This window comes from Leisingera sp. S2M4, from assembly GCF_055398055.1.
Genome location: NZ_AP040861.1, coordinates 604,484 through 620,724, shown reverse-complemented (window position 1 = coordinate 620,724; position 16,241 = coordinate 604,484). Strand labels below are relative to the sequence as shown.

The following is a 16,241-nucleotide window of genomic DNA, read 5'->3' as shown; positions in this document are numbered from 1 at the left end:
GCGATGGCTGTGAAAACGCAAGGACGGGTCGGTGACCTGGCGGATAACCTGGGCGCGGTCCAGGCGCGGGCGGCGCAGCTCAGGGTGCGCTTCGAGGCCGCCGGTGCGCAGGTCGTCGACGTGCCGCTGCTGCAACCCGCCGATACGCTTCTGGATCTCTACGGCGAGGACATCCGGGCGCGCGCCTATGTGACCTCGGACGCGCTGCGCGGCGAGCAGATGCTGCGCCCGGATTTCACCGTGCCGGTGGTGGAGGCGCATATGCGCCACGGTGCCGAGCCTGCGCGCTATACCTATTCGGGCAAGGTGTTCCGCCGCCAGGAACATTACCCCGAGCGGCCCAATGAATACCTGCAGGTCGGCTACGAGGTGTTCGACCGCGAGGATGCGGCGGCGGCGGATGCCGAGGTGTTTGCGCTGTTCGCGCTGCAGGTGCGGGGGCTGCCGCTGCGGGCGGCGACCGGAGACATCGGCATCTTGATGGCCGCGGTCCAGGGGCTGAACACCACCGAGAAGCGCAAGGCGGCGCTGATGCGCCACATCTGGCGGCCGCGCCGCTTCCGCGCGCTGCTCGACCGGTTCGCGGGTCGTACCCCGGTGCCTGAGACGCGCAAGAAGCTGCTGGAGACCGAGGGCGACCTGACCGGCTCGGCACCGCAGCTGGGCAAGCGCCGCGCCGCCGAGGTGCAGGCGCGGGTGGAGGCGCTGCGCGCCGACGCCAAGGCGCCGCCGATCGCCGAGCATGAGCTGCTGGCGCTGGAGGCGCTGATGGCGGTGCGCGAGACCGTGCCCTATGCCATCGAGCAGATGCGCGACATTGCGGTGGACCTGCCGCAGATCAACCCGGCGCTGGACCGGCTGGATGCGCGCACCGCGGCGATGAAGGCGCGCGGCGTCGATGTGGAGAACCTCGATTTCGAGGCCTCCTACGGGCGCACCTCGATGGAGTATTACGACGGGTTCGTCTTTGGCTTCTACGCCGAGGCGCGCCCCGACCTGCCGCCGATTGCCAGTGGCGGGCGCTATGATGCGCTGACCCGGCAACTGGGGCAGGGTGAGGAGATCCCGGCAGTGGGCGGCGTGCTGCGCCCCTATCTGATGGTGCAGCTTGAGGAGGCGCGGGCATGACGCTGAAGCTGGGGGTGCCGTCCAAGGGGCGGCTGATGGAAAAGACCTTCGACTGGTTCGCCAAGCGCGGCGTGACGCTGTCGCGCACCGGATCGGACCGGGAATATGCCGGCGCGGTCGAAGGCGTGTCGAACATGGAGTTGGTGCTGCTGTCGGCGGGCGAGATCCCGCGCGAGCTGGCGGCGGGGCGCATCCACCTCGGCGTGACCGGCACCGACCTGGTGCAGGAGAAGCTGCCGCGCTTTGAGCAGCAGGTGGAGGAGCTGGCCGAGTTGGGCTTTGGCCATGCCGACCTGGTGCTGGCGGTGCCGCAGTGCTGGATCGACGTGGACACGCTGGATGATCTGGATGCGGCGGCCTCGGCCTTCCGCGCGCAGCATGGCCACCGCCTGCGGATCGCCACCAAGTACCACCGGCTGGTGCGGGAGTTCCTGACCGATGCGGGGGTGGCGGACTACCAGCTGGTCGACAGCCAGGGTGCCACCGAGGGTACGGTGAAGAACGAGACCGCCGAGATGGTCGCCGACATCACCTCGACCGGTGAGACCCTGCGCGCCAACCACCTGAAATTGCTGGCGGACGGGCTGGTGCTGAAGTCGCAGGCCACCCTGTGGCGCAGCCGGGTGGCGAAATACGGCACCGAGGACAAGGCGGCGCTGAACACGCTTCTGGACCTGCTGGAAGCGCGCAAGTAACGCGGGGCAGCCCGCGCAAGGCGCGGGCTGGGCCCAACACCTTGAAGGCATCGCGAGATGCCTTTGCAAGGGGGCGGGAGAACGCCCCTGCAGTCTGATTTCAACGCTGGTTTCAATTCCGATGGTGGGCGCTCCCGCCGCGACTGACGGTGGGCGCTCCCGCCCGGGGCAGGCGCCATCACGGATGGCACCGCCCCGGTTGGGCCGCGCGCCGGGCTGACGCCCGGCGCTGGCGAGGCTGCCGCAAGGGGGGGGGGAGTGCGGCAGGCCTCAGATAACTCCGATCTCGGCCAGAGCCTGTGACAGCTCCGGGGGCAGGGGATCTTCCTGTTTCTTGCCCGCGGGGAGATCCGCGGGGGTGTCCTCGGGCTTGAGGTAGCGCCAGCCCTGGAACGGGCGTTTCTGCGCGGTGTGGGTGCGGTGGATCTGCGGGTCCAGCACGATGGCGCAGCGGCGGATGCCGTCCTCGCCGCGCAACTCGTCCAGGCGCAGGATGCGCTGGCGGCACTGGATCAGCCCCTTGATGACCCAGTAGATCGAGCCGCCGTTCAAAAGCTCCGCCTCGCGCTTGGGCCACATGCGGGTGACGTGGCGCGGCAATCCCTCCGGCAGTTCGGCGCGGCGCATCGCTTGCCAGGCCATCAGGCCGTCGACGCTTTCCGTGCCCACCGAGAGCTTTACCAAGTTGATGCAGTTATCCACAGTTTCCCCACAGAGTCGTTCAGCGCCTTGACTGTATATAGTAGTATTTGGGCCGCAGACTTCAAGGTCTTGTGTTTGTCGCGGCATTTTCTGCCGGTAAGCCTCGGTAGAAAATGGATTTGCCCCGGTGCCCGGACAGGGCCAGCGACGGCGGGGCCGTGTTGCCTGACGCCGGCCCGGCTCGCCGGGCGTTCCAATACCATAATATCCAAGGCTGGTGTCGCGTCATGCGACGGGCTGCGGGCGGGAACTGCCCGCCGAAGGAGATCACTGAACGGTTCCCGGCCTGTCTGCCTTCTTCGGGTTCCGAGGGCAGATGTGTATTATCGTCATGGGGTTAGGTGGAGCCGGATGTCCCGTGGAGATGAGGGCGTACTTGGTCAAATCTTTTCGGACAGGGGGTGTCGAGTAGGCGCTGAGAGGATTGCCTGTATCTGCGCGCGTCGCTCGATGGATTTGTCATCGGGACTTGCGCACAAGATATCCACAGAGTCATCCAGAGCGACACCTCTATATAGTGGTTTACGGCGCTCTGACTTCAAGGTATTGTGTTCTCCTACGCAATTGCTGCAAGTAAGCCTTAATCAAAAATGGATTCGCCACGGTGCCCGGAAAGAGCAGCCGTCGCGGAGCCGTTTCGCATGAAGCCCGAACGACTCGAAGGATCGACACATGAGCCGCTTTGCCGCCCCCATCGCTGAGCAGATCTGGGATATGAAATACCGTTTCAAGAAAGCGGATGGCACTCCGATCGATGTGACGGTCGAGGACAGCTGGCGCCGCATCGCGCGTGACCTGGCGCGGGCGGAGAAGCAACCCGATGTTTGGGAAGAGAAATTCTACGAGGCGCTGGAAGATTTCAAATATCTGCCCGCCGGTCGCATCACCGCAGGCGCCGGCACCGCGCGCCAGGTGACGCTGTTCAACTGCTTCGTGATGGGCACCGTGCCGGACAGCATGTCGGGGATCTTCGACATGCTGAAAGAGGCGGCGCTGACGATGCAGCAGGGCGGCGGCATCGGCTATGACTTCTCCACCATCCGGCCGCGCGGCGCGGATGTGAAGGGCGTGGCGGCGGATGCCTCCGGGCCGCTGTCCTTCATGGACGTCTGGGACGCGATGTGCCGCACCATCATGTCGGCCGGCTCCCGCCGCGGCGCGATGATGGCGACCATGCGCTGCGACCACCCGGACATCGAGCAGTTCATCACCGCCAAGTCCGATCCCGCCCGCCTGCGCATGTTCAACATGTCTGTGCTGGTGACGGATGCCTTCATGGAAGCGGTCAAATCCGACGGCTCCTGGGATCTGCAGTTCGACGGCAAGGTCTACCACACCGTGCAGGCGCGCGACCTGTGGAACAAGATCATGCAGGCGACCTATGATTACGCCGAGCCGGGCGTGATCTTCATCGACCGCATCAACAAGGCCAACAACCTCAGCTATATCGAGCAGATCGCGGCCACCAACCCCTGTGGCGAGCAGCCGCTGCCGCCCTATGGCGCCTGCCTGCTGGGCTCGATCAACCTGGCGCGTCTGGTGGCGGATCCGTTCGAGACCAACGCCCACTTGGACCAGGAGGCGATGCAGGATCTGGTCGCTACCGCGGTGCGGATGATGGACAACGTGGTCGACGTCTCCAAGTTCCCGCTGGAGGCGCAGGCCGAGGAAGCGCAGAACAAGCGCCGCATCGGCCTCGGCGTCACCGGCCTCGCCGATGCGCTGCTGATGCTGGGGCTGGAATACGGCACCGACGAAGCGGCGCGTCAGACCGAGGAATGGCTGCACAGCATCGCCCGCGCCGCCTATCTGGCGTCGGTGGAGCTTGCCAAGGAAAAGGGCGCCTTCCCGCTGTTCGACGCGGAGAAATACCTCGCCTCCGGCAACATGATGAACATGGATGAGGACGTCCGCGAGGCGATCCGCGAGCATGGCATCCGCAACGCACTGCTGACTTCGATCGCGCCGACCGGGACCATCAGCCTTTACGCGGGCAACGTCTCCTCGGGCATCGAGCCGGTGTTCGCCTATGCCTACACCCGCAAGGTGCTGCAGAAGGACGGCTCGCGCACCGAGGAAGAGGTGGTCGACTACGCGGTGCAGATGTACCGCGAGAAGTTCGGCGATGACGCCAAGCTGCCCGGCTATTTCGTGAACGCCCAGACGCTCTCGCCTGCGGCGCATGTGAAAATGCAGGCGGCGGCGCAGAAATGGATCGACAGCTCGATTTCCAAGACCATCAACTGCCCGGAAGACATCTCCTTTGATGACTTCAAGGACGTCTACATGCAGGCCTGGGACCAGGGCTGCAAAGGCTGCACCACCTACCGCCCGAACGACGTGACCGGCTCGGTCCTGTCGGTGAGCGAGAGTGCCGACACCGCGCCGGGCGAAAGCGCCGATGCGCCGCATGAGGCCGACGTGGACGAGAACGGCGCCGAGGTCGTCTACATGTCCGAGCCGCTGGACCGCCCGCAGAGCCTGGAGGGGCACACCTACAAGCTGAAGTGGCCGGATTCCGAGCACGCGATCTACCTGACCATCAACGACATCATCATCAACGGCCACCGCCGCCCGTTCGAGGTCTTCATCAACTCCAAGAACATGGAGCATTACGCCTGGACGCTGGCGCTGACCCGGATGATCTCGGCCGTGTTCCGCCGTGGTGGCGACGTGTCCTTCGTGGTCGAGGAGCTGAAAGCGGTGTTCGATCCGCGCGGCGGCGCCTGGGTGCAGGGCAAGTACATCCCGTCGATCCTGGCGGCGATTGGTGGCGTGATCGAGACGCATCTGATCAAGACCGGCTTCCTGGAAGGCGAGGGCATGGGCCTGAAGTCCGACCCGCAGGCGGAGGTGGTGAACCTCACCCCGCCGCGCGGCAAGGCCTGCCCCAGCTGCGGCCAGTTCGACATGCAGATGGTCGAAGGCTGCATGACCTGCCGCAGCTGCGGCCACTCGAAGTGCGGGTGAGGGGCGCGCTCTGAGTAGTGTAGGACCCGCGAAAACGTGACCATTTTGGGGGTTTTCTGACCATTACGACACGGGTTTAATGACCACCGGCCGCGGCGCGGCCGGTGGTTTCTTTTTAAAACAATGGCATAAGGGGCGGTTGCCTTTTGCCTGCTTGCGGGGCCGGTTCGCCTGAACAAACCCGCTCTGCCTGTTGACTGAAACCGCTGTTACGAGCAGGACTGCAGCTCAAACCTGGCCAGGTTCTTTCCTTCACTTACCCGAGCACACCCTGTGCAATCGGGAGCCGGACGGCGCAGTGCGCCGGGAAAGGGCCAGCTATGTCCAGAATCAAATTCATCGAAGCAGAGTTCCACAATGTCGAGAAAGACCGTCGGGCAATACGGCAGCGCCTGGAACGGTTCCTGAAAGAGCGCCGAGCCCTCGAGCGCGGTGTTGTACCGCCGGAGTCGGAAGACCCGGAGGACGCCCTGCGGTGGGAAACAGACTTGATGCAGGTTCGTTTCGAGCGCGAAGTTCAGGACCGGATAGACCGCCGGGTGAACAGGCTGGCGGAGCGGCGGGACGCGGCTGCAGGCCTTGCCCACCTGAAGCGCGAAGACCGAAGGGCGCTCGAGGGGCTGCGCAATGGCGTGAGCCTGATCAGGATCCGGACAGAAGACCAAGCGGATGAAATCGCCGCTGGTATTCATGCCGACATGCCCTGGATGGCACCTGCGACGGATCTCCTTTGGAAGTCGATGCGGCGATCAGTCCGCAATGGGGATTCGGGCTTCCGCTTGCCTCCGGTGCTGCTGGACGGCCCCCCGGGAATTGGCAAGAGCATGTGGGCCCGTCAGCTGAGCACTGCACTTGGTGTGCCCCGCTGTGGCGTAGAGGCGACGGCAGAGCAGGCGTCGTTCGGCATTGTGGGCTCCCAGCGCGGCTGGGCCAATGCACAGCCGGGACGCCCTTTGATGACGATCTTGAAGCACCTGATCGCGAACCCGATTGTCGTTGTGGATGAGGTGGAGAAGGCGGGAGTTGCGACTTCGACAAAAGGGAACAGCTTTGGACTTGCCGAGGGGCTGCTGTCCCTTTTGGAGCCATCCTCGGCGGCATCTTGGCAATGCCCCTACTATCAGGTCGGGTTCGACATGTCCCGGATCAGCTGGGTGCTGACCTCCAACACCTTAACCACCTTGCCAGCCCCTCTGTTAAGCCGCCTGGAGGTCATAAAGCTGTCACCTGTCCCGGTGCCAGACCTGGTAGCCTTTGCCCGCCGTGAAGGCGGCAGGCGCGGGTTGGCACAAGCGTCTGTCGATGCCGTAGTCGAGGTGCTGGAGATTTCTGGTCAGACAGCGTCGTTGAGCCTGCGGCATGTCATCCGGATGCTCACTCGGGGGGAAGCGTTGGAGGCGGCTCGGCTTCTTCATTGAACATGCAATTTCTTTAAACGTAGAGCTTTATTGAAGGAGCCGCATATGGCCGGCCGAAATCATTACACCACTGTTGAAGCGCAGCGCATCATGGAGCGGTTTCCCGACGTGTATGGGCCTCCGCCTTGGAGCATCAAGAAGACAAGCCTCGCTTGGGGCTTCGCCTGTGGCGAGGGCTGGTATCCTCTGATTGAGCGTCTCAGTGCAGATCTAGCCGACATCATACGTGAGGATGGTCTGACACGCTTCCGGGCGCAGCAGGTTAAACAGAAACTGGGTGCGTTGCGGTTCTATGCGCGCGGCGGCAACGAGCGCACCGCCTATCGGATAGCTCAGGCCCAGATGGAAGCTGCGAAGACCTGTGAGCATTGCGGTACTCGGTCGGCCCAGAAGAAATCCCTCGGCGGCTGGCTAACAACCACATGCGATTCCTGCGCCGTGCGGCTGTTGAGGTCCCGATCTTAGCAGGAGCAGCATCCTGTATTGTCGAGGGGGCATGCCCTGAGCCTTTCACTAAACCTCATCAGCGCCACCTGCTTGGTCCATCCTCATGAGACGGACTGCACAGGGAAACCTCTGGACACTGCCGTGTGGCACTCCCCCCAAAAAAGGAGGGAGTTGCAGGATGCTCACGCACTGCAGAGGTCCCATCCGTGCTATCAGCAGTCCTTCTGCTGAAGCCGGGACGGATGGCGAGACCGGCAGCGGATACAGATTGCGGCGGCTCGGGCGTTCCTCTCCACCTCCGAACCGCAGCGGCGGCAAGAGATTCGGATGATGGGCGTGGGGCCACCCAGTACATGGCGACAGATGGGGCAGCGATGTGCGGTTGCACGAGGGAGTTGCACTTTGCAGGACCGACAGGAGAGCGGAATGTGCCGGGTCATGTGCTTCTCTTTGGATCTTTCGATATGAAGAACGGGACGCCGCATCGGCGCCGGACGATATCCCGGAAGAAGCGGTATGGCTTTGTCAGCGCATCGATCGGCTCCTTCCGGGGTGGGTATGGTGCTCTGTTGGCCTCCGGGAATAGCGGTTCATTGAGCTTCCAGTCCTTCGGCGACGTACTGGGACGCGACGCGCAAAACGGTCAGAACTCGCTTTTCCCCATCGCGGGTATGCCAGTGCAGGGAGGCGCCCTCCGCCAGTCCGATCAAGGCGCCACCAATTGGTGTCAGTATCGAAATCCGCCCCTGGGCGATGTCGGCCGCCTCCGGGTAAACCGGTGTGACGGTCTTTTCTTGCCCGGTGGCCTCATCGCGGTAGGTGACCTCTCGGCCAATCGACACGACGTTGGCCGGTAGCTTGGCGCGCGGCACAATGCGGGCCCGGCCGAGTTCGCCAAGCAAACGGTCTGCGAGTTCCGGGTTCCGGCGGATCGCACCTTCGGCAAGCATCTCGAGCTTGTCTGCACAGTCATCTGCAATGATGAGCTTCGGTCGGCGGGCGGGCCCGCGTGAAACGGAGTAATTTTCCTTCATGGAAGTCTCCTTGCCCCAGCTAACCAAGGGCTTTGATGTGGTGGATCAGATTGATGGCCTTAAAAATCGGGGCTACGAGCCATTCTTAGGCCGTGTCGTCGTCCGGTGCGGGAATTACGTCCAGAACAACGATCGTCTCGATGCGGCCGTCATCCCGCAAGAGCGGAACTTTCTGCATTTTCCGCATACCGACCAGGGTTGCGCCGAGCAATGACGCGACGAGGATCCGCCCAGGCGCCGGTGTCGGGCTCATCGACAGCACACCCGAACGCGCGCCCTCGCCGCTGATCATGTAGGTCACATGGCAGCCGGCCACGACCAGTTCCGGCGGGGTGGGCCACGGAGCGCCGCGCGAAATCCGCAACTTATGGTTCAGGAACCCGTTCAATAGCGTCGGATTGGGCGCATTTCGCGTGCCGCGGCCGTGAAGAAGGCGCTCGATGCCAAGCCGGTCTTCAACGGTCAAAAGGAAACCTGCGCCCAATGAGGACCTCTCATAGAGCGATCGAAAGTCGCTGCTCTCAGGCAGCCGGTTCATCTTGATGATGGTCATGAAATGTCTCCCGGAGCCGCAAGGCCCGCATTCTCAATTCAAGGATTTGAGAAGCCCCGGGTGGTCAAAGACGCGCCTATGCGCAGACCGCCCGGGGAACCGGGCGGTTCAGAAGAAGAAACCGGAATGGGCTTACGCTCTTGACCATGAGGAAAGCCTAGCCGCCGGGCGCGAACTGTCAACCGTTATAAGTGTGAGGATGTCGATTTGCTCGCCCATGACGCAATTCGGGTGCCCCCGGCTCACGGGTGGAAGCGGAGCTCGCGCGCCAAACCTGAGAACTTGGTCCGCAGCCGGGTAAAGCCAATTGGTTCTGCTATCCACTTTCCGCCTGACGTGCCCGTTTTTCTCGAGTTATGAAATCAACCCGGCAGCTCGGTGGCCATATTCAATGTCCAGTTCTTCCTTGAACCCATTTTTTTGGGTTCCGGACTTTTGCCGGACAATCCTCCTGTTGCGGATGAACAGATTGAGATCCTCGAAATGTGCGTCCGTCGCCTCACGACAGTCCGCGAGGTGCTTGAATTTCTGAACCAGATCGGGCAGTTCGCTCAGACCCATCGGGTCGGCCATGATTGCCATCATGGTTCCGCTCTCGGCCAGTTCCGGGATCCGAATGTCCAGGCGGTCCTGAACTACGTCCGGATTGCTGAGCCAATCCTTTAGGTTCGGCAATCCGGCGTGCGCCGCGGCGGCAGCGGTCCGGTAGTCGCAATCAGACATACCCCGGGAGAGAAGATCTAGCGCTTTGAAGTACGCCTTGGCTGGAAGATTTGGGATAGCGACCCCTGCCTCTACTGTCCCAGCCGCTGCGCTTCCTTTTGTAGCGCCCCGCACCGGAACTCAGTACCCCCACCAGTTCTGCTACCGCCAAACAGTCAGCTCAAAAAGTTCGGCACAGTCATGCCTCCTCATTTCTAGCGCACCTTCTGAGCCCCGGGGCTCTTTCAATATACATCCCACCTCGACCTACCTGCATAGCGTTTCTCTTCGAAACGGCGAGAGGCCAAAAACGCGTCGCACCCTTCCTGATCGGGAATGTTGACATCACTGTAGGCGACGCTATTGGTTGTTTTGCTTTATGACCGGTGCTCCATGACTTGGCCTCAGTCGCCTTGTTACAGCCCGGTCTTCTTGCTCTGTTCCCCAACTCTGAATCGCCGAAAGCCGGATGGTTCCGGCTGATGTGGACTTGCCCCCAAGGCCGGACCACGGACGTGAGCGTTTTCCGTTTCTAAGCCTGAGCCTCCCCAATTGAATTGGTCCACCGTTATGTTTAGAAAATGTAGAACCACGAATGGCGAACAAGCGACCGAAGCCCGAAGAGATTGACTCTAAGCTGCCGCAGCTTGAAGTTCAGATGGGACAAGGCATGTCCCGTCTAGTCGCTATCAGGGGGGTAACCTGCCAGATTTCCCGGAAGCGACCTTCGGGTCTGCCCTGCTGACCAGGGCGATGCGGCGCTCGGTGCAGATGTTAGAAAAGCGCAGATTGCGACCTTTGCAAAACCCTTACTGTCGCCAGGTTAGGCCACGATTTTCGCCGCGGTGCCGTGATCAAAAGCTGCCGCTCGTCGAGGGCGCAGCATGAAACTTGCATCGTATGACTTGGTTGCCGTCTTTACCGCCGTTGCTCTTGCGGGATCTTGCTGGCGCAGCATCTCCTCGCAGGTGCGGCACACTCATTGTTGCGATGCAGCCAATGTCACCGAAGAGGTCATTCAAGGTGCCAGTTTTACCTGGACCGCAAGCATGCTTTCGCCGCAGCTTGATCCGATAACTCAGACGCGGGACCAACCAGCCATTTGCTGCGCGTGCAACCTGTACTAGCTAGGACACTCGCTTCGCGCGTTACCTTTTGAGACATCGGCATTCCCCCTATGCCATGCTAACGCCCGCAACAGAGCTGCCGATCAGCTTCTGCCTTTTTATTCGCACTCAAGCTTCATTCCCGCGTCTTGCTTTCATCAAGGCAGGCGTTCTGCAGATCTTGAGCAAACAGTTCTACGGCATGTCTGAGAACATGCACTCGGCGGGTTGCGAGATAGAAGGTTGAGTTCCAACGCATTTGGGTATTACTGATTTCCCGGAAATTGCCTTCTGCAACCCGCCTGCGGGCGAAATGCGTTGGTAGTGGCCCTAGAAACTGACCGGTTTCGATGAGCATCGCCATGGCCTCCATGTTGGCCACGACCGCCATCGGTTCGGGCGATCCGAGTTCCGGTGATACCAGCATATCATATGATCGCTGGCACAACTTAAACCGGCCTATGGTTTCAAGACAGATTTCACTATCCGGCTCAGTGAACAAGGGATGCCCGAGAGCACAGTAAAGCCTGTGCTCCTCCCTGCACAGTTCCACATACTCCAGTTCGGGCACCTGGTTGCGGAACGGCGCCACGGCAGCGTTCAACTCGCCGCTGATCAGCTGCTGTGTCAGGTCCATGGGGGACGCGACCACGATTTCGATCCTGACCTCATTCGGGCGGGCCAGGAACCGTTGCAAAGCCTCGACAAACTTAAGGTCTGGAAGACTGTCGATCGCATCCACGATCCCTATGCGCAGATCCCCGGAAATTGTATTCCGCAGCTCCAGCAGCTCAGCGTCAAAGTCGCGGGCACTGCGCAGGATATCGCGGGCCTTCTGATAGGCGATCTCTCCGCGTTCCGTCAGGCGGAAGCCGCCGCGGCCGCGTTCGCAGAGCCGGTAGCCCAAGGAGGTTTCCAGATCGCGGATGCGGATACTGATGGCGGATTGCGTGACGCCAAGGGCGTATTGCGCATCAGAAAAACCGCCGCACTCAACGACAGTGACAAAGGTTTCCAGTAGCGTGTTGCGCAACAGCTTCATGGCAGATCCCTTTTTTTGTTTAAGGTCGATTTGCATGAAATATTCTTATGTAAAGATAATCAATGTAATATTTTTCAAAGCATCTCTTCGTGCTGTGGTGCCTCCCGACCCCCGTCAACCATGCCAACCGGGAGGAGACCTGCATGGCCTTTAGCTTGAATCACCTGAAAACCACCGCGGCTGCGGCGCTGCTAAGCCTGGCGCCGGCCGCCGTCTTTGCGGAGGACTGGAAATTCGCCATTGAGGAGATTCCAGGCTCAATCATGGACGCCTATGCGCAGGAGTTCAAAGAGCGCATTGAGGCAGCGACCGATGGCGATGTGACGGTGACCGTTTATCCGATGGGCACGCTCGGCACCCCGACCGAGACGGTGGAACAGGCAGCCGATGGCATCATCCAGCTAACCAATGTGTCGATCGGCAACCTGGGCACCATCGTGCCGGAGAGCCAGGTGTTCCTGCTGCCCTACCTGCTGCCTTCCGACCCGGCGGCGGTTTCGGACATTTTGAGCGGTTCGGAGACCATCTATGGCCCGCTGAACGCGGACTTCCAGAAGCGCGGCCTGGAAATCATGACAATGTATTCCGAAGGCCCGCAAGTCTGGACCACCAACCGTGAGATCCGCACGCCGGAGGATTTCGAGAACTTCAAGATGCGAGTGATGGTGTCGCCCATCCTGCTGGAAACCTACAAGAACATGGGCGCAAGCCCGACGCCGCTGCCGTTTGGCGAAGTGTTCGGCGCGCTGCAGCTGGGTGCTGTGGACGGCCAGGTGAACCCGATTCCGACCATCGAGGAGATGAAATTCTATGAGGTCACCAGCCACTTGATCTGGGCGGGCGAGCAGGAGCTGGTCACAACCGTGGTCGCGGGCTCCGACTGGTTCGCCACCCTGACCCCGGAGCGCCAGCAGCTGGTGCGGGACACCATGGCCGATATGACCGGCTTCATCGACGGCGTGGTCGCCGATTTCAATCAGGCCCGTCTTGACGTGATCAAGGAATCCAAGCCGGACATCGGCCTGGTCGTCCTTACCGAGGAAGAGCGCGACGTCTTTCGTACCCGCTCGGGCGACACTGCCGCGACTTATGTCGAGACCGCAGGCGCCCGCGGCCAAGAGCTGCTGGACGCCCTGCAGGCAGAGCTGGCGGGCAACTGATCCCGCTATTAGGCCCCGCCCAGTCTCGCGCGGGGCCGAACCAAGGGAGGAAATCATGCAAGACGGCAAATCCGCTCCTTTCGGCTTTCTGGGAAAGATTGACGGCGCCATTGGCCGTGCCGAGGTCTGGATCCTGGGCTGGGGGATCATCCTGATGGCTGGCAACACCATCGCCAATGTCTTTGGCCGCTATGTGTTCAACCAGTCGATTTATTTCTCTGAGGAACTGAATGAGTTCCTGATTGTCATCGTAACTTTCATGGGGCTGGGCTATGCCACCCGCAAGGGCATTCACATCCGCATGTCGGCGATCTATGACGCGCTGCCGGTAAAGATGCGCAAGGGGTTGATGGTGGTGATCGCTGCCACCACCGCGGTGATGATGGCGCTGCTCGCGTGCTACGCGCTGGATTATGTGCAGAAAGTGGCCAGCCGTGGCCGCATCACCCCTGCGCTGCAGGTACCCTTGTACCTCACTTATGTCTGGGTGGTGATCGGGCTGGCACTGACCTCGTTCCAATACCTGCTGACCGCGCTGCGCAACCTGAATTTCGCCGAGGAGGAGATCTACGTCTCCTACCTAGAGGTGGACAGCTACGAAGACCCGGAAACCGCAGCGGCCATTCAGCGCTATGAAGACGTTGGTGAAGAGACCCAGCGCGGGGAGGAAAAGCAATGTCCGAACTGATGCTTGCCGTGATGATCCTGCTTTTGCTGGCAGGGTTCCCAATGAAGATGCCGCTGATCTCGGCCGCGGTGCTGGGCTTCCTCGTCTACTTCCCATCCATGAACATGCAGATCCTGATCCAGCAGATGATCGGCGGCGTGAAGCCTGCCGCGCTGATTGCGGTGCCTATGTTCATCTTGGCCGCCGACATAATCACCCGCGGCCATTCCGCCAACCGGCTGATCGACGTAGTGATGAGCTTCATGGGTCATATCAAGGGCGGCCTAGCGATTTCCGTTACCTCGGCCTGTGCGCTGTTCGGCGCGGTCTGCGGCTCGACCCAGGCAACTGTGGTGGCGGTCGGCGGTGCCATGCGGCCCAGAATGCTGATGTCCGGCTACAAGGACAGCTTTGCCATCGGCCTGATCGTCAATGCCGCGGACTTGGCCTATCTGATCCCGCCCTCCATCGGCATGATCATCTATGGTGTGGTCTCGGGCACCTCGATTTCGCAGCTGTTCATCGCAGGCATCGTACCGGGGCTGCTGATCGTGGTGCTGTTTTCGGCATATTGCATGGCCTACGCCTACCGCCATGACATTCCAGTGCTGCCGCGCGAGGGCTGGGGCCAGCGTTTCACCGCCATGCGCCGCGCGCTGTGGCCGATGGGGTTCCCGGCGATCATCGTGGGCGGCATCTATGGCGGGGTGTTTTCGCCGACCGAAGCGGCCGCGATCTGCGTGCTCTATGCGGCAGTGTTGGAGGTGCTGATCTTCCGCTCGGTCCGCTTGCGCGACCTGTGGGATATTGCGTTGTCGACCGGCGCCATTACCTCGGTGGTGTTTATCCTGATCGCGGCGGGCGCGGCTTTCAGCTGGACGCTGAGCTTTGCCCAAGTGCCGCAGCAAATCATCGCCTCACTGGGCCTGGATGAGGCCGGGCCGCTGATGACGCTGCTGGCTGTGACCGTCGCCTTTTTCGTGGGCTGCATGTTCGTGGACTCGATTGTGGTGATCCTGATCCTGGTGCCGATCTTTGCACCGATGATCAAAACCGCCGACCTCGACCCGGTTCTGGTCGGCGTGCTGATCACCCTGCAGGTTGCCATCGGTGCCGCAACCCCGCCGTTTGGCTGCAACCTGTTCACCGCGATCGCGGTGTTCCGCCGCCCCTTTGTAGAGGTGGTGCGAGGCGTGCCGCCCTTCCTCGTCATCCTCTTGCTCGTGACCGGCCTGCTGGTCGCTTTCCCGCAAATCGCCCTGTTCCTGCCGGAACTGGCCTATCGCTGAGAAAAACGGAGAATCAACATGTCTGCACACGGTTACGAATCCGGCCGCCTGAACCTGCCCTTTGTCGGCATCGCCACCTTCGGCAAGAAACCCTATGTGGAGGATTGGGACAGCATCGACGCCGATGTTGCGATCCTGGGCGCGCCCTTTGACTTCGGCTGCCAGTTCCGCTCCGGGGCGCGCTTCGGCCCGCGGGCGGTGCGCGAGGCCTCGACGCTGTTCAGCTTCGGCCATGCTGGCGCCTATGATCACGAGGATGACGTCACCTATCTGGGCGCGGAGGTGCGGATCGTCGATCTGGGCGATGCCGACATCATCCACACGAAAACCGAGGAGAGCCACGCCAATATCGAATACGGCGTGAAGAAGATACTGAACGCGGGCGCGCTGCCCGTCACCATTGGCGGCGATCACTCGATCAACATTCCCTGCATCAACGCCTACAAGGAAGACTGTGCCAAGAACGGCCCGATTCATGTGGTTCAGATCGACGCACACTTGGACTTTGTCGACGAACGCAAGGGGGTCACCGATGGCCACGGCAACCCGATGCGCCGCGCGATTGAGAAAGACTACGTCTCCGGCATGACCCAGCTGGGCATCCGCAACGTGTCCTCGACCGCCAAGGAAGGCTACATCGACGCCCGCGAGCGCGGCTCCGACATCCTGTCGGTGCGCCAGGTGCGCAAACTGGGCAGGGACGCGGTGCTGGACCGCATCCCCGAAGGCGCGCGTTACTATGTGACTATTGACATCGACGCGTTCTGCCCCTCAATCGCGCCCGGCACCGGCACCCCCAGTCACGGTGGCTTCCATTACTACGACGTGCTGGAAATTCTGCAGGGGCTGAGCAAGCGCGGTGATGTCGTTGGGATCGACCTGGTCGAGGTTGCCCCTGCCTATGATTCCAGCGAAAGCACCCAGATCCTTGCCGCGCAGCTTCTGCTGAACTTCATCGGTTTCATCTTTCACAACAGGAAATAACTCTCCTCCCGCCGACATTCGTCCCTGCGAATGACGCGGAGATCTGGCGCGTAAGCTCTGAAGACGCTTGCGCGCCAGATTTTATATGTTGTCAACAGTCTGCCAAAAGTGAATTACTTTCAGGCAGTTTTACCAAATCGCATCCGCGAAGCCTGCTATCAAATGCCGCGTTGAACAGCGCAAGATCGCGCAGGTTACCCGCCAGTTCGAGTCGCGCTCGGAGCGCCCAGACCTGTTTCAGCAACAGTGGCCGTTTCTGGTCGATGATCCGGCCCTTGTTCCAGGCTCTTCGTTTCGGGATGACAGCAGGAAGTTGGCCTCTTGGTATAGTTTTCCCCTCCAAG

Annotated in this window: 14 protein-coding genes and 1 pseudogene; 9 read left to right on the top strand and 6 right to left on the bottom strand. The window is 61.5% G+C overall.

Translation table 11 applies throughout. The features are described from left to right. Positions 1-3: 3 nt before the first annotated feature. Together ACZ52D_RS03055 and hisG are read left to right on the top strand one after the other, a co-directional pair. The gene (locus tag ACZ52D_RS03055) at positions 4-1,128 is read left to right on the top strand and encodes an ATP phosphoribosyltransferase regulatory subunit (protein ID WP_222455193.1); all 1,125 of its coding nucleotides are present in this window, start codon (positions 4-6) and stop codon (positions 1,126-1,128) included. Next, positions 1,125-1,823: an ATP phosphoribosyltransferase gene (gene hisG / locus ACZ52D_RS03050; protein WP_222455192.1), complete on the top strand. Its 699-nt coding sequence runs from the start codon at positions 1,125-1,127 to the stop codon at positions 1,821-1,823. Before ACZ52D_RS03055 ends, hisG begins: the two co-directional genes overlap by 4 nt. Before the next feature lie 270 nt (positions 1,824-2,093). On the opposite strand, the gene ACZ52D_RS03045 is transcribed toward hisG, so the two are convergent. Next, positions 2,094-2,525: a DUF1489 family protein gene (locus tag ACZ52D_RS03045; protein WP_369926969.1), complete on the bottom strand. Its 432-nt coding sequence runs from the start codon at positions 2,523-2,525 to the stop codon at positions 2,094-2,096. A 672-nt stretch (positions 2,526-3,197) separates the two neighbouring features. On the opposite strand from ACZ52D_RS03045, the gene ACZ52D_RS03040 reads away from it, so the two are divergent. The 3 genes from ACZ52D_RS03040 (at position 3,198) to ACZ52D_RS03030 (ending at position 7,378) form a co-directional block, all read left to right on the top strand. Beyond that, positions 3,198-5,495 carry an adenosylcobalamin-dependent ribonucleoside-diphosphate reductase gene (locus tag ACZ52D_RS03040; protein WP_464442512.1) on the top strand — a complete coding sequence of 766 codons (2,298 nt, stop codon included), beginning with the start codon at positions 3,198-3,200 and terminating at the stop codon, positions 5,493-5,495. Between the two features lie 320 nt (positions 5,496-5,815). Further along, positions 5,816-6,913: an AAA family ATPase gene (locus tag ACZ52D_RS03035; protein WP_464442511.1), complete on the top strand. Its 1,098-nt coding sequence runs from the start codon at positions 5,816-5,818 to the stop codon at positions 6,911-6,913. A gap of 45 nt (positions 6,914-6,958) precedes the next feature. Next, positions 6,959-7,378, top strand: coding sequence for a hypothetical protein (locus ACZ52D_RS03030; RefSeq protein ID WP_464442510.1), 420 nt, complete (start codon positions 6,959-6,961; stop codon positions 7,376-7,378). Between the two features lie 572 nt (positions 7,379-7,950). Here ACZ52D_RS03030 and rnk read toward each other — a convergent pair. The 4 genes from rnk to ACZ52D_RS03010 all read right to left on the bottom strand — a co-directional run bounded on the left by rnk (position 7,951) and on the right by ACZ52D_RS03010 (position 11,833). Next, complete coding sequence (gene rnk / locus ACZ52D_RS03025; protein ID WP_464442509.1) at positions 7,951-8,394, bottom strand: nucleoside diphosphate kinase regulator; 444 nt, start codon at positions 8,392-8,394, stop codon at positions 7,951-7,953. Positions 8,395-8,479: 85 nt separating this feature from the next. Next, complete coding sequence (locus ACZ52D_RS03020; RefSeq protein ID WP_464442508.1) at positions 8,480-8,947, bottom strand: hypothetical protein; 468 nt, start codon at positions 8,945-8,947, stop codon at positions 8,480-8,482. Between the two features lie 354 nt (positions 8,948-9,301). Further along, positions 9,302-9,670, bottom strand: coding sequence for a hypothetical protein (locus tag ACZ52D_RS03015; protein WP_464442507.1), 369 nt, complete (start codon positions 9,668-9,670; stop codon positions 9,302-9,304). 1,221 nt (positions 9,671-10,891) lie between these two features. Next, a complete protein-coding gene (locus tag ACZ52D_RS03010; protein ID WP_222455184.1) occupies positions 10,892-11,833 on the bottom strand; it encodes a LysR family transcriptional regulator in 942 nt (313 codons plus the stop codon). Between the two features lie 107 nt (positions 11,834-11,940). On the opposite strand from ACZ52D_RS03010, the gene ACZ52D_RS03005 reads away from it, so the two are divergent. From ACZ52D_RS03005 to speB, 4 genes are read left to right on the top strand one after another with little or no spacing between them, the layout of a single operon-like run. Then, positions 11,941-12,957, top strand: a complete 1,017-nt coding sequence (locus tag ACZ52D_RS03005) for a TRAP transporter substrate-binding protein (protein ID WP_222455183.1) — start codon at positions 11,941-11,943, stop codon at positions 12,955-12,957. A 55-nt stretch (positions 12,958-13,012) separates the two neighbouring features. Next, on the top strand, positions 13,013-13,645 hold the full coding sequence (locus ACZ52D_RS03000) for a TRAP transporter small permease (protein WP_222455182.1): 633 nt from the start codon (positions 13,013-13,015) through the stop codon (positions 13,643-13,645). After that, the gene (locus ACZ52D_RS02995) at positions 13,633-14,913 is read left to right on the top strand and encodes a TRAP transporter large permease (RefSeq protein ID WP_464442506.1); all 1,281 of its coding nucleotides are present in this window, start codon (positions 13,633-13,635) and stop codon (positions 14,911-14,913) included. The genes ACZ52D_RS03000 and ACZ52D_RS02995 overlap by 13 nt, the downstream gene beginning before the upstream one ends. 18 nt (positions 14,914-14,931) lie before the next feature. Beyond that, positions 14,932-15,897: an agmatinase gene (speB, locus tag ACZ52D_RS02990; RefSeq protein ID WP_464442505.1), complete on the top strand. Its 966-nt coding sequence runs from the start codon at positions 14,932-14,934 to the stop codon at positions 15,895-15,897. A 124-nt stretch (positions 15,898-16,021) separates the two neighbouring features. Here speB and ACZ52D_RS02985 read toward each other — a convergent pair. After that, positions 16,022-16,225: pseudogene (locus tag ACZ52D_RS02985) on the bottom strand (integrase); the annotation flags it as partial. Positions 16,226-16,241 lie beyond the last annotated feature (16 nt).